Origin of the sequence: Pseudomonas sp. 2848, assembly GCF_003253945.1 — a bacterium.
Taxonomy (GTDB): Bacteria; Pseudomonadota; Gammaproteobacteria; order Pseudomonadales; family Pseudomonadaceae; genus Aquipseudomonas.
On sequence record NZ_QKZD01000002.1, the window covers coordinates 254,841 to 276,386 of the forward strand.

Consider the following 21,546-nt stretch of genomic DNA (forward strand, 5'->3'; position numbering starts at 1 on the left):
TCGGCGACTCAGATCATAGCCCATCACGGGGCAGGCCCGCTCCCACCAGAATCATGGCGTGGGAGCGGCGGTGCGCCGATGCGACTTGCCCGGCGATCTTGTCAGGATTCGACCACCCTGAACCGCAACACCCCGATCACCTGCCCGTCCTCGGTCAGCACCCTCACCTGCCACTTGCCCACGGGATTCGGTGGGAAGTTCTGCTTGTGGGTCCAGGCGCGGTAGCCCTCCTTGCGCCCGCCGTGGATGTCCAGGGCGATGCGGTCGACCTCTTTGCCGTCGAGCTGCCACACATGGTAGATGCGCTCGTTCAGCCCGCGCGGCGCGTTGATGGCGGTGTAGGCATACAGCCCGCCACTGCGGATGCGGCTGGCTGCTACTTCCTCCAGCGACGCGCCTGGCTGGCGGTTGAGCACCTCGGTGCTGATCGCCACGTCGGTCATCCACAGCGTGGCCGGCGGCACCCAGGAGCGCAGCAGCCAGCCGCCGCCGCCCACCGCCAGGGTCACCAGCACCAGCGCTACGCCACGGCGCCAGTTGTTGATCGGGAAGCTGCTGGCCAGGCTCGGGAACGACAGCGCCATGGCGGCGATCAGCGCAAGCTTGAAGCTCTGCGCGGTGGTCAGGTGAAGGATGATCGGCAGCGCCGTGAGCATGGCCGCGAACAGCGTCAGGGTATGCAGCGCCAGGAACAGCCAGCGCCGCGGCGCCAGCCACTTGTGGTACAGCGGGTCGATGATCGAGATCAGCCCCGCGGCACCGAGCAGGCCGGTGAACACCAGCTGGCCGCTGTTCCAGGTGGTGGTGATGAAGAAGAACGGCAGGACGAAGAACAGGCTTTCCTGGTGAATCATCTGCGTCGCGAAGCGCAGCAGCGGTTGTGGGATCTCGCGCTTGAAGGTGCGGGCGAACAGTTCGGTGAGGGTGTTCTCCAGCATCAGCCAGACCCAGCTGACCAGCATCGCGATGGCGATCCATCTGGCCAGGCCGGCCTGGCGGTCGACCAGGATGAAGCTGCCGATCCCCGAGACGAAGCCGTAGAGCGCAATGATGCCGGGGTAGCGCTTGAGCAGCTCGATGATGCGCAGGATGAAGCTGGGGAGTGGGGGCATGGGGCAAGCAACAGGGAGCGGTGGATGGCTGTGCCAGCTTCATCGCGGGGCAAGCCCGCTCCCACGCAAGAGTCGGCGTGGGAGCGGGCTTGCCCCGCGATGAGCGCTAGCGAACGGCTTACAGGATACCGCCGAATCAAGGCGCCCGTGTAGCACCGCTGGGCTTGGTGTGTGGCCGACGGCGACGGATCAACCCGACCGCCAGTATCAGCCCCAACAACAACGCCACCAGCCCATACAACTCGTCATAGCCCAGCAACGGCTTCTCGATACGCAGGTAACCAGGCTCCTTGAGCAGCTCGCGCAGCGCTGCATCGGCCTGTTTCAGGCTGACCTGGCGAAGTTCTCGCACCGGGTCGGTGAAGCGCCCGTCCTCGTAGGCGTTGAGCGCCCCCCAGTAGTAGTCGGCGAGCGCCGCGTTGCCCTGGGTGGTCCAGCTCTCCCGGGCAATCGCTGCCTCCTTGATGCGGGCGAAGGTGTCCGGGTCCAGGCCATGCTTGCGCAGGTGGTCGAACAACTGCTCGAGTACCTTGAGTGCCTTGTCGAGTTCCTGGCGCTCGAGGTCGGCATTCAGGCTGAGCAGCCCGCTGTCGCCAAAGCTCTCGCGTTGCACCGATGGCCCGTATGACAGCCCGTGGCGCAGGCGCAACTGGTCGTACAGCGCCCAGTCCAGGTAGCGCGACAGCAGCTCGAGGGTCTGGTCGTGCCCCTCCTCCAGGGTCGGCTCGATGAACAGCCAGTGCAGCTTGACGTTGTCGCCCAGCCAGCCGCGGGTCAGGTCGCGACGCGGCTCGGCCTGCTGGCTGATACTTTCGAGGTTGCGGCGTTCTTCGGGCTCGGTCGCCGGCAGCTCGCCGAAGGTGCGTTCCAGATAGGCCGGCAGCAGGCGGTCGAGGCCGCCGACGACGATCAGCGACATGTTGTTGGCCACATACCAGTGCTCGCGCAACTGCTGGACCTGCTCCAGTGTCATGTCGTCGAGGTTGGAGCGTTCCGGGCATTTCAGGCCCAGCTCGGTGGCCAGCTGGTCACTGGCCGGATGGCCGATGTCCTGGCGATCGAGCCAGCGTTGCAGGCGGCCATAATGGCCACCGTCCTCGCGCTCGATGATCTTTTTCGCGGTGGCCAGCGCCTTGGCGTCGATGTGGGTATCGCGGACCACCGCCAGCAGCAGGTCGAGCACCTTGCGCTGGTTGCGCGCCGGGGCCTCGATGACGAAGGTGGTGTCGGCGCTGCTGGTAAAGGCGTTCCACTCCCCGCCCAGGGCCTGGATGCGCTCCTCCAGGCCGCCCTCGCCCGTCTCGTCGATACCGCTGAACAGCAGGTGTTCGAGCAGGTGCGGCAGCTCGCGCTGGTCACAGTCGAAGTCGTCCAGGCCCACGCCCACCACCAGGCGGATCGACACATGATCGCGCTCGTAGCCGGACTTGAGGATTACCTGCAGGCCGTTGGGCAGCAGGTAGCCCTCGACCCGCGAGCGGTCGAGGGCGAGCGTGGGCAGGCTGCAGATCAGCAGGCAAACGAACAACAGGCAACGCATAGGCGAGCTTCGGTCTCCGGGGTGTCGTGGCTCAAGGCTGGCGGGCTTCGTCCGGCACGCTGTCGAGCATCAGCCCGCCGGTATCGGTGCCGCCCAGTACCACATAGGCACTGCTGCAGAACAAAGAGTTCAAACGCTTCATGTCGGCAATGAGCTCCAAGTGTAGCGAACTGGTCTCGATACTCTGCACCACTTTACGTTGCAGGCGGCTGACATGGGCGTGGGCCAGGCGCCGCTCCTGGGCGCGGAAGCGACGTTTCTCGCGCAGCAACTGGTGCGCGCTCTGCGGGTCGGCGCTGAGGAACACCGACAGGCCCAGGCGCAGGTTGGCCAGCAATTGCTCCTGCAGGCCGGTCAACTCCTCCAGGCCGACCTGGGAAAACTCCCGGCGCTGCGAGGTCTTCTGCTGCTGCACCTTGCGCAGCATGCGCTCGATCAGGTCGCTGGCCAGCTTGAGGTTGATCGCCACCTCGATGATCTCTGCCCAGCGCCGGTTTTCCTGTTCGGCGAGGTCTTCACGGGGCATCTGCGCCAGGTACAGCTTGATGGCGTTGTACAGTGCCTCGGCATCCTCCCCGAGGGCCCGAACCTGTTGCGGCAAGGCCGTCTGGGTACCGCGCAGGGCGCCGAGCATGGCCTCGAGCAGGCTGTCGACGATATCGCCCAGGCGCAGGGTCTCGCGCACGGCGTTGACCAGCGCCAGGCTGGGGGTGTTCAACGCGGTCGGGTCCAGGTGGCGTGGCTGGTGGTGGCCATTGCCGTTGTCGCGTTCGGGCAGCAGGTAGCCGCACAGGCGGCCCATGGGTTTGACCGTCGGCAGCATCAGCAGGCAGCGCAAGGTGTTGTAGAGCAGGTGGAAGCCGATCACCAGCTCCTGCGGGCTGAAACTCAGGCTGTCCATCCAGGCCACCAGCGGGTGCAGCACCGGGATGATCAGCAGCAGGCCGATCACCTTGTACAACAGGCTGCCCAGCGCCACCCGGCGCCCGGCGCTGTTCTGCAGGCTGGTGGTAAGGAAGGCGAGCAGGCCGCTGCCGATGTTGGCGCCGATCACCAGGCCGATGGCCACCGGCAGGCTGATTACCTCGGCGCCCGCCAGGGTGGCGGTGAGCAGCACGGCGGCCAGGCTGGAGTAGGAGATCATGGCGAACAGCGCGCCGATCAGGGCATCGAGGAGGATATCGCCGGTGAGCGAGGCGAACAGCACCTTCACCCCTTGGGCGTGGGTGATCGGCGCGGCGGCGTGGACGATCAACTGCAGCGCCAGGATGATCAGGCCCAGGCCGATGCCGACGCGGCCTAGCTGGCCAGCGCGGGTCTGCTTGCGCGAGAGGAAGAAGATCACCCCGAGGAAGATCAGCAGCGGCGACAGCCAGGACAGGTCGAAGGTCAGCACCCGCGCCATCAGCGCGGTCCCGACGTCGGCACCGAGCATGATCGCCAAGGCCGGGGTCATGGCCATCAGGCCCTGGCCGACGAACGAGGTGACCAGCATGGCGGTGGCGTTGCTGCTCTGCACCATGGCGGTGACCAGTATACCGGCGATGAAGGCCAGCGGGCGCTTGTTCATGTTCTGGCCGAGCACGCGGCGCAGGTTCGAGCCATAGACCCGCAGGATGCCGGTACGCACGATATGGGTGCCCCACACCAGCAACGCCACGGCGGATAGCAGATTGAGCAGGGTCAGCATGGTCGGGCCCCCTTTTCTTCTATGCCCCTGGGCGGGGCCAATGGGTGCAGCGGCGAGCCTGGCCCGGGGGTGGGCTGTTTTTTCCAGTGCTCACTGAAGCTTTAGTTGTTTTGCGTGGCTGGCGCCAGCTTGGCATGGGTGAAACGTATTTGAAACATGCTCTGGCCTCATCGTCGGCAGCAAAAAAGGCCCCGAAGGGCCCTTTTGCTACCGCGCTTCCTGGGTTTATTGACCCGGGATGTCCTTGCGCAGTTTCACTGGATCGTGTTCCTTGCCCTTCTTGCGTGCCATCGCCGTGCGCATGCGGATGTTGATCGCCTCCACCGCCAGCGAGAAAGCCATGGCGAAGTAGACATAGCCCTTGGGCACATGCACATCGAAGGACTCGGCGATCAACACCGTACCGACGACGATCAGGAACGAAAGTGCGAGCATCTTCAGCGACGGATGCTTGTCGATGAAATCGCTGATGGTGCCAGCGCAGAGCATCATCACCAGCACGGCGACGATGATCGCGGCGATCATCACCGGCACGTGGGAGACCATGCCCACCGCGGTGATCACCGAGTCCAGCGAGAACACGATGTCGATGATGGCGATCTGGATGATGGTGTAGAAGAACTTGCCGCCAGCCCCTTTCGGCTCGTCGGGGTTTTCGTCCTCGCCTTCCAGGCCGTGGTAGATCTCCTGGGAGCTTTTCCACAAGAGGAACAGGCCGCCGAAGAACAGGATCAGGTCGCGGCCGGAGATACCCTCGCCCAGCACATGGAACAGGTCGTCGGTCAGGCGCATGACCCAGGTGATCGACAGCAGCAGCATGATCCGCGTGACCATGGCCAGGGCCAGGCCGAATATCCGCGTGCGCGGTTGCATGTGCTTGGGCATGCGGCTGACCAGGATCGAGATCATGATGATGTTGTCGATCCCGAGCACGATCTCAAGCGCGGTGAGGGTGAAAAAGGCAACCCAGATTTCCGGGCTGGTCAGCCATTCCATGTGTATTCCTTCGAGCGGTAAAGGCAAAGCGCCCTGATGGCGGGCGCTTTGCGGTTGGATGAGGCGCTTGTATTACAGACTGCTGAACAGCGGGAAAGTCCCCAGTGCCAGAGCGCCGAACATTATGCACAGGCACACCAGCACTGCCCACTTGAGGGTGAAGCGCTGGTGATCGCCGAACTCGATGCCGGCCAGGGCCACCAGCAGGTAGGTGGAGGGTACCAGTGGGCTGAGCAGGTGTACCGGCTGCCCGACGATCGACGCGCGGGCCATTTCCACCGGGGTGACGCCGTAGTGGCTGGCGAACTCCGACAGCACCGGCAGCACGCCGTAGTAGAAGGCGTCGTTGGACATGAAGAAGGTGAACGGCATGCTGACCAGTGCGGTGATCACCGCCATGTAGGGGCCGAACGCTTCCGGGATCACCGCCAGCAGGCTCTTGGACATGGCATCGACCATGCCGGTACCCGACAGGATGCCGGTGAAGATGCCAGCGGCGAAGATCAGCCCGCTCACGGCCAGCACGCTGGAGGCGTGGGCGGCGATGCGGTCCTTCTGCTGCTGCAGGCACGGGTAGTTGACGATCATGGCGATGCTGAAGGCAATCATGAACAGCACCGGCAGGGGCAGTACGCCGGCGATCAGCGCGACCATCAGCGCGGCGGTCAGGGCGCCGTTGAACCACAGCAGCTTGGGCCGGCGGGCTTCCGGGAACTGCGACACGCTGATTTCGCTGTGGTCGATGTCGTCGGTCGGCAGGTGCAGTTCACCGAGGCGGGCACGTTCACGCAGGCCGTACCAGTAGGCGATGGCGAGGATCGCCAGCACACCGAAGGCCATGGCCGGGATCATCGGCACGAAGATGTCCGAAGGGTCCACGTGCAGGGCGCTGGCGGCGCGCGCGGTTGGGCCGCCCCACGGGGTCATGTTCATCACCCCGCCGGCGAGGATGATCAGGCCGGCCATGATCCGCGGGCTCATCCCCAGGCGGCTGTACATCGGCAGCATGGCGGCGCAGCAGATCATGTAGGTGGTGGCGCCGTCACCGTCCAGGGACACCACCAGGGCCAGCACCGCGGTGCCGACCGAAACTTTCAGCGGGTCGCCCTTGACCAGCTTGAGGATCTTGCGCACGGCTGGGTCGAACAGGCCGGAGTCGATCATCAAGGCGAAGTAGAGAATGGCGAACATCAGCATCACGCCGGTGGGCGCGAGCTTGCTGATGCCCTGCAGCATCATCGGGCCGATGTCGCTGTAGAAGCCGCCGAACAGGGCGAACAGGATCGGTACCAGGATCAGCGCGATCAAGGCCGACAGGCGCTTGGTCATGATCAGGTACATGAAGGTGATGACCATGGCGAAGCCGAGGAAGGTCAGCATGGCGGTACTCCAGGCGTGGCGCGGCGAAAGGAAGGACGATTCGGGCGGATCAGCGCGTCAGGCGCTGCGCGAGGAGCAGGCGGAGGGGGACTGCGAAAAGGCGGGCACAGGAAAACATCAGAATCACCATTGTTGTTGTTGATTGGGCCGGGCGCGGAAGTTTCCGGGTGCCCTGGCTGGCCGGTCTGCTGCCGGTGGTGGCGCTATCCTATGTGGGCAAGCTTTCAGCCAGCTTTCGGCTGGTGCCAGGCGACGGGAGGTCGTTACGATGGTGAATGTCGTGGAAGGCGGGTGCCATTGCGGTGCCCTGCGTTATCGCTTGTCGGGCGCCCTGGGCAATGTCGCCCATTGCCATTGTTCGATCTGCCGGCGGGTCAGCGGGGGCACGCTGGTGACCTGGGTCACGCTGCCCTCCGAGGCTTTCCAGTGGTTGGCGGGCTCACCGCAGCGCTATAGGGCGCCGGAAACCTGCAGTCGGTATTTCTGTGGCAGTTGCGGGGCGCACGTGGCGCTGGTGACGACCCATAGCCCGGACTCGATCGATGTGACCGTGGCGACGCTGGATCACCCGGAGCGGGTGCCGGCCAATCGGCATATCTGGGTGGGGAGTCGGTTGCCGTGGTTGCAGGTCGACCCGGGGTTGCCGGAGGAGAATGAAGAAAACCTCTAGGGCAGTTGCAATCCTCCGGCGGCCTTGTGCAACGCCCGCAGGTGCTCGCCTACCTGCTTGATATTGGCCTCCACCGCCTTGATTTCCCGGCCCCGCTCGGGCCCCAGCAGCGCCCTCACCTGCTGGTCGAGGTCGGTGCTCAGGCGCAGCAGCTGCGCCTGGCGCTCGCTGCTCACCTGCTCCAGTTGCTTGCGCTCGTCCGGCTGCGGCAGGCCGTAGCCCCCTGCCCCGAGCAGCTCCGCCGGGCGGCTGAGGAAGCCGCTGTTGGCCAGCATCGCCTGCAAGGTCTCGTTGGCCTTGTCGAAACTGCCGTCCTTGAGTGCCCGCCCGTTCAGGTAGCGTTGCTTGACCTCATCCTGGGCCAGCAGCAGCTGGCGCCGCAGCCCGGCCTGTTCGAGCAGCAGCAAGGCCGCGCTGGTGCGCAGGTCGGCGCGCTCGAACCACTGGCGGCGCTGCTCGGCGTCCAGCGCCAACCAGTCTTCCACCGTCGTCTGTTTGATTGGCAGCTGCTTGCGCAACACCTCGAACATCGCCTGGTAGCGGTCGCGGTAAGAGTCGAAGCGATAGCCCAGGCGCAGGGCTTCGCGTGGATCGTCGAGCACGCTGGTATTGGCCAGCCCCCTGCCCTTCATGACCTCGAGCAGGCCGTTGGGCATGATGCTGTCCAGGTCATTCAGGCGTGGATTGCCGGTGCCGCTGCGCAGCAGCTTGAGCGACTCCACCGCGCAGTTGTTGGACAGGAAGTAGTAGTTGCCGTCGTAGCTCCAGTGCATCTCGGCGGCCTGGCGCACCAGGTTCTCGATTTCGGCGCGACTGAGCTTGAGCGGCACCGAGGCCAGGCTGCGCAGCTCGGTCTTGGTGTACTCGTCGATCACCTGCCCCAGCGGCAGCACGAACAGCCGCGACGGGTAGGCGCCGACCAGGCCGTCCCAGCTGGACAGCTGCACATCATTGACGAAGGCGCGGTACGACAGCACCAGGCTCTGGTCGAGGTCCAGGCGACAGGCCGGCCCGCGTGGGCGGCCCGGGGCGCAGATCACCAGGCGCAGCATGCTGTGGCCCCAGCGGCTGACCCAGTTCTGGTTGGCTTCTGCCAGCAGGTAGTCGACCTCGTAGACCCGCTCCGGGTCGATCTCGCCCAAGGGTTGGCGGGCAAAGTCGTTGCCGGCGTTGAGGAACGGCAGGCCCTTGGCGCAGGCATCTTGTTGCGGCGCCCAGGCAAAGTGGTCGCGCAGGTACTGGTTCAGTGCCGGCCGGCGGCAGCCGTAGCTGGGATCGAGGAGGAAGTACTCCATGTTGACCGCGACGAATTCCTTCGGGCTGCTCAGCTCGTAGGGGTCTGGGCTGCGCACCAGCTGGCCGTTGTGCTGCTCGCGCTCGCCGCGCCGGCCGACGTACTGCGGCCAGCCGGCCAGGTCCAGCAGGCGCGGGTCGTCGCTCAAGGTGAAGCGGCGTTCGGCCTGGCCGCGACAGTCCTGCGGCAGGCCGACTTTGCCAAGCGCGCCCTGCTGGCGCTTGCAGCGGCTGATCAGCTGGCGCTCAGCCTCCGGCCACAGGCGGGCGCGGTCATAGATATGGGTCAGCTCGTGGAGCACGGTGGCCAGCAGTTCTTCGCGGACGGTGCCATGGGGGCGGTTGGTCTTCTCGCGGGCGGCGCTGCCATCCACGAGGCCCGGCAGCAGGCGCCGGTTTAGATCCAGACTGGCGACCGGCGAGGCCTGGCCATAGGCATCCTCGGGCATGCGCGCGGTCCAGCTGACCAGGATCTGCCGGTCGAGTTGCTGCTTGAAGCGCGGTGGCAGCTTGGCCATGGCTTCGTCGAGCAGCAGTTGGCTGGCTTGCCGTTGCGAAGGGTCAAGGCCGTCGGTCTGCAGCACGAGCTGCAGATCGGCCAGGGCGGGCGTGCCAAGCAGCGTCAGGGCGCAGCCCAGCAGCCAGGCACGCATGCGCTTCACAGGGCGAGGATGGCTTCGGCCAGCACCTGGTCGCTGGCGTCGCGGGCTTCGGGCACACGGGCGCGCAAGGTGTCGAAGGCGGCTTCGAGCTGCGCGCCGCGGATGTCGCCATTGCTGGCGACGAAGCTGGCGGCGTCGTCGTGGGCTTCACGCACCACTTTCGAGTCGCGGATCGAGGTAGTGGTGTCGGAGGTGAAGTCGATCGACCGGCCAAAGGCGCGGACGATGATGTTGCTGGTGGCCACCAGGGTGTGTGCCTGGGCCAGGTCGGCGAGCAGCAGCATGCCGAGGGTGGCGGCGATCAGCGGTTTACGCATGGAGCATCTCCGGAAATACAAGGGAGCGGGTGTAGTTATTGGACGAGAATCGCCTCGGCCAGTTCACGGTCACCGACAGAGTGCCGGGCGCAGCCTTGGCGCAGGGCGTCGAACGCCGCCTCCAGGCGGGCGCCACGGATCAGGCCGTCGCTGGCGACGAACACGGCGGCATCGTCACGGGCCGCGACGATCCGTTTGCGGTCGAAGGGGGCGGCAGTCACTTGGCTGGTGACGTAACCCGTGATGACCAGGCTCTGGGTGGTGGCATCCATCGCCTGGGCGCTGTTCATGCAGGCCAGGGCGACAAAGGAAAGCAGTAGGTAACGCATGGGCTTTGAAGTGGCGATTGTCTCGGGCTGCGAAGGCTACCCCGGATGCACGGCTCGGGGCCAGTGAATCCGGGGCAAGGGCAAGGTCAGATGGCGAGGATGGCGCGCGCCAGCTGCGCATCGCTGGCTTGCAGGGCCGGCAACTGCTGGCGGATGTGCACGAATGCGCTTTCCAGCTTGGCGCCGCGGATGGCGCCATCGCTGCCGACGAAGCTGGCGGCATCGTCACGGGCGGCCTTGACGATCTTGTCGTCGCGGAACGAGGAGGAGATATCGGACGTGGCATCGGTCGAGGCGGCTACGGCGCCGACGACGGCATCGGTGGTGACGACGAAGCTGGTGGCGTGGGCGGCACCGGTGAGGGACAGCAGCAAGGCGGCGCCAATCAGGTGATAACGGGACATGTTGGTGGACTCCTGCACAGGGTCAAGGGTGGTTCTGGTTATCGGACGCTCGCTTGGCTCGTCACGGTACGTTATATGCCAGGCGCGTAAGACAAGCGTAACACGCGGCGGTTCTGACGCCTGGGCGCGAAAAAGAGATCAAATCGTAACTGTATCTATAGAATTTGAGTTTTATAAAACTGTTACGGTTGCTTGCGCGAGAGCTCTATTGCGCGGCTCATAACAAAAAACCCGCCGCAGTTGCCTGCGGCGGGTTCTTGAGAATTCACGGTGCCGGCCTGGGCCGGCGGCCGGCGCTTAGCGCCAGAAAGGCTTGCTCAGCTCTTCGTAGCGCTGCGACTCGCTGATACCGGCGTCGGCCAGCAGGCGGGAGTCCAGGCGCGCCAGCTGGCGGCGGCTAGCCATGCGGCGCTGCCACAGTACCAGGGTGGACAGGACGCGCAGCGGCAGGGCGGCGTTGGAAGCTTGGGCGTTTTCGAAAACCAGGTCGGAACTGAGGGTACGTTCCATGATGTGTCATCCTTCCGCTTGTGGCGGCATTAGGGAGTGATTTAACTGGTGCCCATCTTCCTCCTCTCTCGTCCAGAACAGTAGGTACAGTTCAGGTGTATTGTGATGGGCCAGTTAACTGTTGAAAGCGACTGTTGCACCGGTTATTGAGGGAACTGTACTGGTACGCACTTTTTTGGTGCGGTTTTGTGGTGTTGGCAGTGAAATGGTCGGCAGGAAGTGAGGTATATAGCAGTACAGTAGTACAGTTTTATATGGATGCTGGCTTCAAAGTGTTCAGCGATACAGTTGCGGCGCTTGTGAAATCGAGCGCCGCCGCGCGGCGATGGCGCGCGCAGCGGCCTCGGGTGTCTCAGACTGACACCGCCGCCCGCCGCGCACGCTCAGCCTTGCCCAGCAGCCGCTTCATCCGCCATTCGAAGCCGAACGTCAGCGCCACCGCCGCGCAGGCCAGACCCAGCGCCAGCCCCCACCAGATACCCTGTGCGCCGCCACCGAAGGTGAAGGCGAACAGCCAGGCGCTGGGCGCGCCCACCAGCCAGTAGCACACCAGGCCGATCAGGAAGGTGGTCTTGGCGTCTTTCAGGCCGCGGATCGAGCCCATGGCAATGGTCTGCACGCCATCGAACAGTTCGAACCACGCCGCCACCATCACCAGTTGCACTGCCAGCATGAAGATCGCGGCGAAGGCCGGGTCGTTGCGGTCGATGAACAGCCCGACCAGGGCATCCGGCAGCAACCAGAACAGTGCCGCGAAGGCGAACATCAGCGATGCGCCAAAGCCAATGCCCACGCGCCCGGCGCTGCGGGCTGCCAGCAAGTTGCCGGCGCCGTAATAAAGGCCGACGCGCATGGTCACCGCATACGAAAGGCCCGTCGGCACCATGAACGCGGTGGAGACGATCTGCAGGGCGATCTGGTGCGCCGCCAGTTCCGTGCTGCCGAGCACGCCCATGCACAGGGCGGCAAAGGCGAACAAGCCCACTTCGACCATATAGGTGCCGCCGATCGGCAGGCCCAGCCGCCACAGCTCGCGCAGTGCCGGCAGGGAAGGGCGCAGCAGGCCCTTGCGCAGCGGGTAGGCGGCATAGGCCTTGTGCCAGCGGATATACAGTGCGAGCGCGATGGCCATGCCCAGGGTCACCACCGCCGTGACCAGGCCGATCCCCATCAGGCCCAGCTTGGGCAGGCCGAACATGCCCTCGATCAGGGCGTGGTTGAACAGGTAGTTGAACACCGTGCCCACCAGGCTGATGACCATCACCGGCGTGGAGTGGCCCAGGGCACTGGTAAAACCGCGCAGGGCCATGAACGTCATGTAGCCGGGGAGGGCAAGCGGCAGCAGGGTCAGCAACTGCATCGCCGAGTCCACGTTCTCCGGCTTCTGGCCGAACAACAGCAGCACCGGCTTGAGGTTCCACATCACCAGTGCCGAGACCAGCGCCAGGCCCCAGGCCAGCCACAGGCCACTCTGCGCCAGGCGGGTGACGCCCTCGATGTCGTTGGCGCCCTTGCGGATGGCCACCAGCGTGCCCACCGCGGCGATCACGCCCAGGCAGAAGATCGACACGAACGAGTAGCTCGCCGCGCCCAGGCCACCGCCGGCCAGGGCCTGCGGGCTGATGCGGGCCATCATCAGGGTGTCGGTGAGCACCATCAGCATGTGCGCCAACTGCGAGGCGATCAGCGGCCCGGCCAGGCGCAGCAAAGCCTTGAGTTCGGTGGTGGGCGCGACGTGCATGGGGGCGGTCCTTCTTGATGATTCTGGAAACGAGCCGTCGATTCTGAGGCTTCGGTCAGCTTTGCACAAAAGGATAAATGCGATCGGTGTCATGAGTCTGACTCATGCCTGTATGATCATCTGCTCCTATCCAGCTCCCGTATGACAGGTGCGCCATGATTCGCCAACTGCCTCCGCTCTATGCGTTGCGCGCATTTGAAGCCGCTGCTCGGCTGAGCTCGTTCACCCGCGCCGGGGAAGAGCTGGCGATTACCCAGAGCGCGGTCAGCCGGCATATCCGCACCCTGGAGGAGCATTTCGCCTGTCGCCTGTTCGTGCGCAATGGCCGCAGCTTGCAGCTGACCGAAGCCGCGCGCATGCTGCTACCTGGTGTGCGTGATGGTTTTGCTTCCCTGGAGCGGGCTTGCGAAACCTTGCGCGGCGAAGATGACATCCTGCGCATGAAGGCCCCTTCGACCCTGACCATGCGCTGGCTGCTGGCGCGCCTGAGTCGCTTCCGCCATCTGCAGCCCGGCAACGAGGTGCAACTCACCAGTGCCTGGATGGATGTCGACCATGTCGACTTCAACCAGGAGCCGTTCGACTGTGCAGTGCTGCTCAGCGATGGCAGCTTCCCGGCGGACTGGGAAGTGCGCCGGTTGTTCTCCGAGTTGCTGATTCCGGTAGGTGCGCCGGACCTGCTCGATGATGCGCCTTGGGACGAGCGGCGCCTGGCCGGTATCGAGTTGCTGCATCCCACGCCGGACAAGCGCGACTGGCGGGCTTGGCTGGCGCGCATGGGCCTGACCGACAAGATCTCGCTCAAGGGCGGGCAGGTGTTCGACACCTTGGAGCTGGGCATGATCGCCGCCGCGCGGGGCTACGGGATCTCCATGGGCGACCTGCTGATGGTGGCCGAGGATGTGGCGCAGCGGCGGTTGAGCCTGCCCTGGCCGACTGCGGTAGCCAGCGGCATGGACTACTACCTGGTGTGGCCACGGACCCGGCCGGGCGGGGAGCGGTTGCGCCGGCTCAGTGTGTTTTTGCAGGAGGAGGCGGCGGCGATGGATTTGCCGGCTGTGCAAATCCTGTCGGCACAGGGCTGACAACCCCTCTGAGGCCACGGCAAGAAAACGTTTGCGAATATCCCGGTCCCGCACTCAAGTATTTCCTACAGACGCCGATCAACTTGCACCAGCGTCCCGGAAGAGGACGCGATTCCCCGTCGATATGCAGCGGGCGGTCAGCGTGATCAGGACGATCCCGGCCTCTTGCCAGGAGCCTTGCCATGTCTCAACCGCGTGCCCGAATCGCCTCGCAGCTCGGGATTGCCCTCGCCATCGTGCTGGCGCTGGTGATCACCGGTAGCACCCTGTTCGCCCTGCGTTCGCTGGACGACGCCAACCTCACCACGCGCCAGGCGCACCTGGCCAGCGAGGCGCGGCTGCTGGCCGATCAGCTCGATACCTTCCACGGTTCGCTAAAGGACAATACCCAGCGCCTGAGCGGTCTGTTCGAGCGGCGGTTCGCCAGCGGACTGGCGCTGCACGCGGGGGAAACGGTCAACGTTGCAGGTGTCGCGACGCCTGCGCTGTACCTGGGTGACCACCTGTTGAACAACGATTTCCACCAGGTCGACGAGTTCCAGCAGATGACGGCCGGTGTTGCGACCCTGTTCGTGCGCAGCGGTGACGACTTCGTGCGCATCAGCACCAGCCTGACCAAGCAGGACGGCAGCCGCGCCATCGGCACCCAGCTCGACCGCCAGCACCCGGCTTATCCGAAACTGATAGCCGGGCAGACCTACGTCGGCCGTGCCGTGCTGTTCGAGCGCAACTACATGACCCGCTATGTGCCGGTGCGCGATAGCGGTGGCCGGGTGATCGCAGTGCTGTTCGTCGGCTTCGACTACACCGACGCGCAGAACGCCCAGTTTGCCAACCTCAAGCGCTTCCGCATCGGCCAGACCGGTTCGCTGGCGTTGCTGGACGAGCAGGGCAAGTGGCTGGTGCCGCCGGCCGAGGTGCGCGACGGTGAGGCGGCGGCCCAGGCGGTCAAGGCGATCAAACCGGGGGCAGGGCAGTTCTGGGCCGGTGCCGGCGAGCCTTTGTTCAGCGTCACCGAGCCGTTCGCCGAGGGGCCGTGGACCGTGGTGGCAAGCATGCCCGAGGGCGAGATCCGCGAAGTGACCTGGAGCGTCGGCCTGCGCCTGGCCATCGGCAGCGTACTGGCGATGCTGCTGGCCGTGGCCGCCACCCTCTGGCTGCTGCGGCGCAAACTGCGCCCGCTGGGCGACCTGGTGCGCCAGGCCGAAGCCCTCGGCGCTGGCGACCTGAATGCCCGCCTGAGCGTCACCAGCCATGACGAGATCGGCCAGCTCGCCCGCAGCTTCAACCAGATGGGCGATGCCCTGGCGACCATGGTCGAGCATATCCGTGCCGCCTCCGACCAGGTCAGTGGCCGCGCCCGCTCGCTGTCCGGCCTGTCGTCCGGCGCCTGCGAGGGCATGGACCAGCAGTCCGGCGAGATCACCAGCATGGCCGGCGCGGTGGAGGAGTTCAGCGCCACCTCGATGAACATTGCCGACAACATGGCCGGGACCGAGCGCATGGCCCGCGACAACGCCCAGCAGACCCGTATCGGTCGCAGCGCCATGGACGAAGCCTCGGTTTCCCTGCGGCAGATCGCCGAGGCACTGGGCGGTACTGCCAGTGTGATGGACACCTTGGGCGCTCGCTCGCAGGAGATCGGAGGCATTGTCGGCGTGATCACCTCGATTGCCGAGCAGACCAACCTGCTGGCGCTCAATGCCGCCATCGAAGCGGCCCGGGCTGGCGAGCAGGGCCGTGGTTTCGCCGTGGTCGCCGACGAGGTCCGCAGCCTGGCCGCGCGCACCCGCCAGGCCACCGACGAGATCTCGGGCATGATCGCCAGCATCCAGCAGCAGACCGGCCATGCCATCAGCACGCTGGAGCAGGGCAACCAGCTGATGCAGGAAGGCCTGGCGCGCAACGACAAGGTGGCCGAAGCCCTGGCGCGCATCGATGAGCAGAGCCGGGTGGCGGGCGAGCAGTTCGCCGTGATCAGCACCGCGACCCAGGAGCAGAGCAGCACCGCGACGGTGCTCAGCCGCAACCTGCAGAGCATCGCCCAGGCCAACAGCGAGCAGCGAGATGTGGCCAATGAGCTGGCCACGACGGCCCGCGAACTGGAAGGACTGGCGGGGCAGTTGCGCCAGGAAGTGGATCGGTTCCGAGTGGGTCGCTAAAACTTTCGCGGGGCAAGCCCGCTCCCACCGACCCTGTGGGAGCGGGCTTGCCCCGCGATGACGTTTATAGGGCCGACAGCCCCAACGCCTTTGCACACGCTTGCAATGAGCGGCGCTCGCTCTGGGCATACAACGCCAGTTCGTCCTGCACCATCAGCCCCAGCGCTGCCTCGAAGGCATCCCGATTGGCATTGCTGCCATAGTCGGCCTGGCCATCATCCCCCAGGTTGGACTGGAAGATCCCCGCCGCACTCACCGGCAGGAAGTCCTCGTACACCAGCGCCTCGTAATGCACATGCCCGGCGTCGACCAGCCCTTCCAGGGTGGTAGGTCGGCCAGGCTGCCCACGCGCCGCCAGTCCCTTGTCGGTGGCGAAATAGCGGAAGTAGGCCAGCCCTTGTTCGCGCATCTGCCCCAGGTCGTCCGGAAATTCGGCGAAATGCTCGGCGAGCAGGCTCATGTAGCGTTCTGCGTTGGCCTCGGCGGGCACGCCTCCCAGGGCCGCGCGGGTCGCGTCCAGCAGGCGGTCGTACAGCTGGCGCCCCTTGGGCGTCAGCGCTGCGCCGCGTTGTTCGATCTCGCCGAAGCGCGCCGTGTGACTGCCCTGGGCATCGCTGAAAGCGACCTTTTCCTGTAGCGCCTTGAAGCTGGTCTGGCGTAGCAGGATCGGCTGGCGGCGGGTGGGTGGCCCTTCGACCACGGCCTTGGGTGGAATGCCCTTGGCTGGCATGCCGAGCTGGATGGCGTCGATGTCCAGGGTGCGCGGGGTCAGGTGGTTGATGTGGGGGCCTTTGAACGCCACCACGTCAGCGATCAGGCGGTGCTGGTCGTGCAGTTGCTGGTACTGGTCGGCGGTAACGGTGGCGTCCTGGTGCCAGCGGAAGGTGTGCAGCGCTTCCTGGACGAAGGTCTCGGCATCGCTAGCGTTCAGGCCACCATCGCGTTCGCATTGGGCGATCAGTTCCAGCACACGGGCGGTGAAGATCTGCCGCTTGTCGAGGATGCCCTGGGCCAGTGTGCGCAGTTGCGGGTTGTCGATCAGTTCCAGGCGCAGCAGCGAAGTGAACACGCGGAACGGGCTGACATGCAGCGACTGTTCGTGCACGGCACGGAACGCAGTGGAATGCACCGGTACGCCGGCCGAGCTCAGGTCGTAATAGCCGACCGGCGCCATGCCCATGACCGCGAACAGGCGGGCAATGGTGGCGAGCTCCTCGGCGGTGCCCACGCGGATGGCGCCATGGCGCTCCTGGTCGAGACGTTCGATCTCGCCGGTCCAGCGTAAGGCCTCGGCCACCTTGGGTTGCGCAGCCACGACCTGCCGGTTGGTTTCGCTCACCAGTTCAAGCAGCGTGCCGTACAGGGGGACTTCCTGCTTGTACATGAGCGACATGGCGGCAGAGAACTGCGCACGGATGCTGTCGGGGCTGACGAAATCATGGGCGGGCATCGCAAGCTTCCTGGGTGAGTGGAGGACACTTACATGAAAGCTGGGAATGGAGATGCCGTACAAGCGAAAAAAAGTGCGGGTTTCATTCCTTTTCTTATCGATCTTGACGCCCCTATCGCGGCGCAAGCCTGCTCTCACGACGGCGTCAGTGGTGGCGCCGCTGGATCTGCTCGGCAACCCACTCCACCAACGCCCGCACCTTCGGCACCTCCGCCGCATGCTCGGCATACGCCAGGTAATGCGCGCCATTGCTCTTCATCGCATGGTCCCAGGCCAGCACCAGGCTGCCCTCAGCCAGCTCTTTGGCCACCAGGTAACTGGGCACCAACGCCACCCCGCATCCGGCCTGCGCCGCGCTCAACGCCATGTAGAAGGTATCGAAGCGCGGCCCATGGTAGCTGTTGTCGGTATGCAGCCCCTGCTCCAGGAACCATTCGTGCCACGCCTGCGGTCGCGAGGTGCTCTGCAGCAGCACCAGCTCCGCCACCGCGCCTGCGTCAGGCAGCGTGCGCCCTTGCAACAGCTCCGGCGCGCACACCGGCACCACTTCCTCGCCGAACAGCTCGATGCAGGTCGCCCCGGGCCAGGTGCCCTGGCCATAGAAGAACACCACGTCGGCCGAGCCCTGCAGCAGGGCGAACGGTTCCATCTCGTTGCGGATGTCCAGGTGCAGGTTCGGGTGGCGCTTGCCGAAGCCCTTGAGGTGCGGGATCAGCCAGCGCACGCCGAAACTCGGTTGAGTGGCTACCTTCAATACTTCGGTCTGCGAGCCGTAGCTCAGGACATAGCGGCTGGACATGTCCACCTGGGTGAGGATCTTGTTCACCTCGGCCAGGTACAGGCTGCCGGCCGGCGTCAGTTGCAGGCGGCGGCGGATGCGCAGGAACAGGTGATGGCGCAGCATTTCCTCGAGCTGCGCCACTTGCTTGCTTACCGCGCTCTGCGTCAGGTGCAGTTCCTCGGCGGCGCGGGTGAAGCTCAGGTGACGGGCTGCGGCCTCGAAGCACTGCAGGGCGGTCATGGACGGTACCAGGCGTTTGGACATAAGCGGTCTCGGCGGCTGAAATCATTACCTGGTGGAATGATATGCGGAATAAAGGTCGTTTGTTGCACCCGAGTAATCGGATTAATACTGACCCACGACATTTTCAACCCCTTCACCCGATGTAAGGAGAAGCATGATGGTTGCTGGATTGCTCGAGCGCCTTGGCGTTGCCGCTGCGGCTCACACCCAGGGCGATTACCCTGTCCATACCCCGATCGACGGCAGCCAGATCGCCTCGGTGAAGTTGCTCGGCAAGGCCGACACGGTTGCCCGCATCGACCAGGCGCAACAGGCCTTCGAAGCCTGGCGCAGCGTGCCGGCCCCACGTCGTGGCGAGCTGGTGCGCCTGTTCGGCGAGGTGCTGCGCGAGCACAAGGCCGACCTCGGCGAGCTGGTCTCGATCGAAGCTGGCAAGATCACCCAGGAAGGCCTGGGCGAAGTGCAGGAAATGATCGATATCTGCGACTTCGCCGTCGGCCTGTCGCGCCAGCTGTACGGCCTGACCATCGCCTCCGAGCGCCCGGGCCACCATATGCGTGAAACCTGGCACCCGCTGGGCGTGGTCGGGGTGATCAGCGCCTTCAACTTCCCGGTGGCGGTGTGGGCATGGAACACCGCGCTGGCGCTGGTGGCGGGTAACGCCGTGGTGTGGAAGCCGTCCGAGAAGACCCCGCTCACTGCGTTGGCGTGCCAGGCGCTGTTCGACAAAGCCCTGAAAGCCTTCGGCGATGCCCCGGCAGGTGTGGCGCAACTGGTGATCGGTGGTCGCGACGCCGGCGAAGCCCTGGTCGACGATTCACGCGTGGCGCTTGTCAGTGCCACCGGCAGCACCCGCATGGGCCGCGAAGTGGGCCCGCGTGTAGCGGCGCGTTTCGGCCGCAGCATCCTCGAGCTGGGTGGCAACAACGCCATGATCCTGGCCCCGAGCGCCGACCTCGACCTGGCCGTGCGCGGCATCCTGTTCTCTGCCGTCGGCACCGCCGGCCAGCGCTGCACCACCCTGCGCCGCCTGATCGTGCACCGCTCGATCAAGGACGACGTAGTCGCCCGCGTCAAAGCCGCCTACGGCAAGGTGCGCATCGGTGACCCTCGCAAGGACAACCTGGTCGGCCCGCTGATCGACAAGCAGTCGTTCGATGCCATGCAGGGCGCGCTAGCCAAGGCCCGCGACGAAGGCGGGCAGGTTTTCGGTGGCGAGCGCCAGCTCGCCGAGCAGTACCCGAACGCCTACTACGTGTCGCCGGCCATTGCCGAGATGCCGGCCCAGAGCGAGGTGGTGCGTCACGAGACCTTCGCGCCGATTCTCTACGTGCTGGCCTACGACGACTTCGAAGAGGCCCTGCGCCTGAACAACGAAGTGCCGCAAGGCCTGTCGTCGTGCATCTTCACCACCGACCTGCGCGAGGCGGAACGTTTCCAGAGCGCTGCGGGCAGCGACTGCGGCATCGCCAACGTCAATATCGGCACCAGCGGCGCGGAAATCGGCGGGGCGTTCGGTGGCGAGAAGGAAACCGGCGGTGGCCGTGAATCCGGCTCCGATGCCTGGAAAGGCTACATGCGTCGCCAGACCAACACCGTGAACTACTCTCGCGAATTGCCACTGGCGCAAGGGATCGTGTTCGACTGATGATCGTCGCGGGGGCTTTGCCCCCGTTTCGCCGGCAAGCCGGCTCCCACAGCGACCGCGTCGATCTGTGTGGGAGCCGGCTTGCCGGCGATGGGCCGCAACAAGAATAAAATCTGCTGGAGCCGGTCATGTCCGAACTGCGTCAAGAATGCTTGTGGGAACACATCACCCAGCCGACCGTTGCCGCCCAGGCCCTGGCCGGTGAGCTCAAGGCCGATGTCTGCGTGATCGGCGGCGGCATCACCGGCCTGTCCGCGGCGATCCACCTGCTGGAGCAGGGCAAGTCGGTGATCCTGCTGGAGGCCTGGAAAATCGGCCATGGCGGCTCCGGGCGCAACGTCGGCCTGGTCAACGCCGGCACCTGGATCCGCCCCGACGACGTCGAGGCCACCCTCGGGCACAAGCAGGGCGGACGCCTGAACAAGGTGCTCGGCGAGGCGCCGGGCGAAGTGTTCGGCATGATCGAACGATTAGGTATCGACTGCCAGGCCCGCCATCAGGGCACCCTGCACATGGCACACAATGCCACCGGCATCGCCGACCTCGAGGCCCGCCACCAGCAATGGACCCGGCGCGGCGCCGACGTCGAGCTGCTGACCGGCGCGCAATGCCAGGAGTACTGCGGTACCGACAAGATTTCCGCCGCGCTGCTCGACCGCCGCGCGGGTACCATCAACCCCATGGGATATACCCAGGGCCTCGCCGCTGCCGTGAGCCGGCTGGGCGGCAAGCTGTTCCAGCAGTCCGCGGTCGAAGGCCTGGAGCGCGACGGCGATGCCTGGCGGGTGAAAACGGCGCGCGGCGCGGTGCGCGCCGACAAGGTGGTGATCTCTACCGGTGCCTACACCGAAGGCGACTGGAGCAATTTGCAGAAGCACTTTTTCCGCGGCTACTACTACCAGGTCGCTTCCAAGCCGTTGCACGGCGCCGCCGCCGACCAGGTCCTGCCCCATGGCCAGGGTTCGTGGGACACCCGCACCGTGCTCAGCAGCATCCGCCGCGACGACCAGGGCCGGCTGCTGCTCGGCAGCCTTGGCCGAGTCGACAACAAGCCAGACTGGTTCGTGCGCAGCTGGGCCGACCGCATCCAGAGCCACTACTACCCGGCGTTGGGCAAGGTCGAATGGGAGATGCACTGGACCGGCTGCATCGATTTCACCCCGGACCACCTGATGCGCCTGTTCGAACCGGCGCCGGGGCTGGTGGCGGTCACCGGCTACAACGGGCGGGGCAACACCACCGGCACGGTGATCGGCCGGGCATTCGCCGAGTTCTTGCTCAAGGATGACCCGGACAGCCTGCCGATTCCGTTCTCGCCGATGAAGCCGGTGAGCGCGCCATCGTTGCGCACGGCGTTCTACGAGTCGGGGTTCTCGCTGTATCACGCCGGGCAGTGCCTGCGGGTGGTGCTGTAGTTCCTGTGCTGGCCTCATCGCTGGCAAGTCGCGGCGGCGAACCGCAGCTCCCACAGGCTTTTGCGCGTACCCTGTGGGAGCCGGCTTGCCGGCGATAGGGCCCGTGCGAGCGACGAAG

General features: G+C 65.5%; 18 protein-coding genes and 1 pseudogene. 6 read left to right on the forward strand and 13 right to left on the reverse strand.

Annotated features, from left to right (window positions below; all coding sequences use genetic code 11):
• Positions 1-101 precede the first annotated feature (101 nt).
• The 5 genes from DFS21_RS05135 to DFS21_RS05155 form a co-directional block, all read right to left on the reverse strand.
• Positions 102-1,112: a DUF5924 family protein gene (locus DFS21_RS05135; protein ID WP_111531942.1), complete on the reverse strand. Its 1,011-nt coding sequence runs from the start codon at positions 1,110-1,112 to the stop codon at positions 102-104.
• Between the two features lie 136 nt (positions 1,113-1,248).
• Complete coding sequence (locus DFS21_RS05140; RefSeq protein ID WP_111531943.1) at positions 1,249-2,652, reverse strand: pitrilysin family protein; 1,404 nt, start codon at positions 2,650-2,652, stop codon at positions 1,249-1,251.
• Between the two features lie 31 nt (positions 2,653-2,683).
• Complete coding sequence (locus tag DFS21_RS05145) at positions 2,684-4,342, reverse strand: Na/Pi cotransporter family protein (RefSeq protein ID WP_102683030.1); 1,659 nt, start codon at positions 4,340-4,342, stop codon at positions 2,684-2,686.
• Positions 4,343-4,567: 225 nt separating this feature from the next.
• The gene (locus tag DFS21_RS05150) at positions 4,568-5,338 is read right to left on the reverse strand and encodes a TerC family protein (protein ID WP_023629725.1); all 771 of its coding nucleotides are present in this window, start codon (positions 5,336-5,338) and stop codon (positions 4,568-4,570) included.
• A gap of 72 nt (positions 5,339-5,410) precedes the next feature.
• Positions 5,411-6,718, reverse strand: coding sequence for a CitMHS family transporter (locus DFS21_RS05155; protein ID WP_046853643.1), 1,308 nt, complete (start codon positions 6,716-6,718; stop codon positions 5,411-5,413).
• A gap of 268 nt (positions 6,719-6,986) precedes the next feature.
• Between DFS21_RS05155 and DFS21_RS05160 the strand changes: the two genes are divergently transcribed.
• Positions 6,987-7,388: a GFA family protein gene (locus tag DFS21_RS05160; RefSeq protein WP_111531944.1), complete on the forward strand. Its 402-nt coding sequence runs from the start codon at positions 6,987-6,989 to the stop codon at positions 7,386-7,388.
• Here DFS21_RS05160 and DFS21_RS05165 read toward each other — a convergent pair.
• The 6 genes from DFS21_RS05165 to DFS21_RS05190 form a co-directional block, all read right to left on the reverse strand.
• Positions 7,385-9,343 (reverse strand): DUF4105 domain-containing protein, encoded by a 1,959-nt coding sequence (locus DFS21_RS05165; protein ID WP_111531945.1) that lies wholly within the window; start codon positions 9,341-9,343, stop codon positions 7,385-7,387. The two genes, DFS21_RS05160 and DFS21_RS05165, sit on opposite strands and share 4 nt — an antisense overlap.
• Entirely contained in the window at positions 9,340-9,660 is a 321-nt protein-coding gene (locus DFS21_RS05170; RefSeq protein ID WP_011531558.1) for a DUF2388 domain-containing protein, read from the reverse strand. The genes DFS21_RS05165 and DFS21_RS05170 overlap by 4 nt, the downstream gene beginning before the upstream one ends.
• 35 nt (positions 9,661-9,695) lie before the next feature.
• Positions 9,696-9,989: a DUF2388 domain-containing protein gene (locus tag DFS21_RS05175; RefSeq protein WP_110697006.1), complete on the reverse strand. Its 294-nt coding sequence runs from the start codon at positions 9,987-9,989 to the stop codon at positions 9,696-9,698.
• 86 nt (positions 9,990-10,075) lie between these two features.
• Positions 10,076-10,393, reverse strand: a complete 318-nt coding sequence (locus tag DFS21_RS05180; RefSeq protein WP_102683036.1) for a DUF2388 domain-containing protein — start codon at positions 10,391-10,393, stop codon at positions 10,076-10,078.
• A 297-nt stretch (positions 10,394-10,690) separates the two neighbouring features.
• The gene (locus DFS21_RS05185; protein WP_011531561.1) at positions 10,691-10,903 is read right to left on the reverse strand and encodes a DUF1127 domain-containing protein; all 213 of its coding nucleotides are present in this window, start codon (positions 10,901-10,903) and stop codon (positions 10,691-10,693) included.
• A gap of 352 nt (positions 10,904-11,255) precedes the next feature.
• Positions 11,256-12,644 carry a NorM family multidrug efflux MATE transporter gene (locus DFS21_RS05190; RefSeq protein ID WP_110697008.1) on the reverse strand — a complete coding sequence of 463 codons (1,389 nt, stop codon included), beginning with the start codon at positions 12,642-12,644 and terminating at the stop codon, positions 11,256-11,258.
• Positions 12,645-12,799: 155 nt separating this feature from the next.
• Between DFS21_RS05190 and DFS21_RS05195 the strand changes: the two genes are divergently transcribed.
• The 3 genes and pseudogenes from DFS21_RS05195 (at position 12,800) to DFS21_RS27210 (ending at position 15,891) form a co-directional block, all read left to right on the forward strand.
• Positions 12,800-13,729, forward strand: a complete 930-nt coding sequence (locus tag DFS21_RS05195; RefSeq protein ID WP_102683038.1) for a LysR substrate-binding domain-containing protein — start codon at positions 12,800-12,802, stop codon at positions 13,727-13,729.
• Positions 13,730-13,911: 182 nt separating this feature from the next.
• Positions 13,912-15,024 (forward strand): annotated as a pseudogene (locus DFS21_RS27205) (Cache 3/Cache 2 fusion domain-containing protein); the annotation flags it as partial.
• Between the two features lie 135 nt (positions 15,025-15,159).
• A complete protein-coding gene (locus DFS21_RS27210) occupies positions 15,160-15,891 on the forward strand; it encodes a methyl-accepting chemotaxis protein (protein WP_371926785.1) in 732 nt (243 codons plus the stop codon).
• Between the two features lie 64 nt (positions 15,892-15,955).
• Here DFS21_RS27210 and DFS21_RS05205 read toward each other — a convergent pair whose 3' ends face one another.
• The gene (locus tag DFS21_RS05205; RefSeq protein WP_110697012.1) at positions 15,956-17,341 is read right to left on the reverse strand and encodes a VOC family protein; all 1,386 of its coding nucleotides are present in this window, start codon (positions 17,339-17,341) and stop codon (positions 15,956-15,958) included.
• Between the two features lie 145 nt (positions 17,342-17,486).
• On the reverse strand, positions 17,487-18,386 hold the full coding sequence (locus DFS21_RS05210) for a LysR family transcriptional regulator (protein ID WP_102683041.1): 900 nt from the start codon (positions 18,384-18,386) through the stop codon (positions 17,487-17,489).
• Between the two features lie 136 nt (positions 18,387-18,522).
• On the opposite strand from DFS21_RS05210, the gene DFS21_RS05215 reads away from it, so the two are divergent.
• Complete coding sequence (locus tag DFS21_RS05215) at positions 18,523-20,013, forward strand: aldehyde dehydrogenase family protein (protein ID WP_110697014.1); 1,491 nt, start codon at positions 18,523-18,525, stop codon at positions 20,011-20,013.
• Between the two features lie 128 nt (positions 20,014-20,141).
• On the forward strand, positions 20,142-21,428 hold the full coding sequence (locus DFS21_RS05220) for an FAD-binding oxidoreductase (RefSeq protein WP_111531946.1): 1,287 nt from the start codon (positions 20,142-20,144) through the stop codon (positions 21,426-21,428).
• The last annotated feature ends 118 nt before the right edge of the window (positions 21,429-21,546 follow it).

What these genes read in the sequence shown, in the direction of transcription:
- DFS21_RS05135 (WP_111531942.1), bottom strand. Translation starts at nt 1,112, where the DNA reads ATGCCCCCACTCCCCAGCTTCATCCTGCGCATCATCGAGCTGCTCAAG.
- DFS21_RS05140 (WP_111531943.1), bottom strand. Translation starts at nt 2,652, where the DNA reads ATGCGTTGCCTGTTGTTCGTTTGCCTGCTGATCTGCAGCCTGCCCACG.
- DFS21_RS05145 (WP_102683030.1), bottom strand. Translation starts at nt 4,342, where the DNA reads ATGCTGACCCTGCTCAATCTGCTATCCGCCGTGGCGTTGCTGGTGTGG.
- DFS21_RS05150 (WP_023629725.1), bottom strand. Translation starts at nt 5,338, where the DNA reads ATGGAATGGCTGACCAGCCCGGAAATCTGGGTTGCCTTTTTCACCCTC.
- DFS21_RS05155 (WP_046853643.1), bottom strand. Translation starts at nt 6,718, where the DNA reads ATGCTGACCTTCCTCGGCTTCGCCATGGTCATCACCTTCATGTACCTG.
- DFS21_RS05160 (WP_111531944.1), top strand. Translation starts at nt 6,987, where the DNA reads ATGGTGAATGTCGTGGAAGGCGGGTGCCATTGCGGTGCCCTGCGTTAT.
- DFS21_RS05170 (WP_011531558.1), bottom strand. Translation starts at nt 9,660, where the DNA reads ATGCGTAAACCGCTGATCGCCGCCACCCTCGGCATGCTGCTGCTCGCC.
- DFS21_RS05175 (WP_110697006.1), bottom strand. Translation starts at nt 9,989, where the DNA reads ATGCGTTACCTACTGCTTTCCTTTGTCGCCCTGGCCTGCATGAACAGC.
- DFS21_RS05180 (WP_102683036.1), bottom strand. Translation starts at nt 10,393, where the DNA reads ATGTCCCGTTATCACCTGATTGGCGCCGCCTTGCTGCTGTCCCTCACC.
- DFS21_RS05185 (WP_011531561.1), bottom strand. Translation starts at nt 10,903, where the DNA reads ATGGAACGTACCCTCAGTTCCGACCTGGTTTTCGAAAACGCCCAAGCT.
- DFS21_RS05190 (WP_110697008.1), bottom strand. Translation starts at nt 12,644, where the DNA reads ATGCACGTCGCGCCCACCACCGAACTCAAGGCTTTGCTGCGCCTGGCC.
- DFS21_RS05195 (WP_102683038.1), top strand. Translation starts at nt 12,800, where the DNA reads ATGATTCGCCAACTGCCTCCGCTCTATGCGTTGCGCGCATTTGAAGCC.
- DFS21_RS27210 (WP_371926785.1), top strand. Translation starts at nt 15,160, where the DNA reads ATGGCCGGCGCGGTGGAGGAGTTCAGCGCCACCTCGATGAACATTGCC.
- DFS21_RS05205 (WP_110697012.1), bottom strand. Translation starts at nt 17,341, where the DNA reads ATGCCCGCCCATGATTTCGTCAGCCCCGACAGCATCCGTGCGCAGTTC.
- DFS21_RS05210 (WP_102683041.1), bottom strand. Translation starts at nt 18,386, where the DNA reads ATGTCCAAACGCCTGGTACCGTCCATGACCGCCCTGCAGTGCTTCGAG.
- DFS21_RS05215 (WP_110697014.1), top strand. Translation starts at nt 18,523, where the DNA reads ATGGTTGCTGGATTGCTCGAGCGCCTTGGCGTTGCCGCTGCGGCTCAC.
- DFS21_RS05220 (WP_111531946.1), top strand. Translation starts at nt 20,142, where the DNA reads ATGTCCGAACTGCGTCAAGAATGCTTGTGGGAACACATCACCCAGCCG.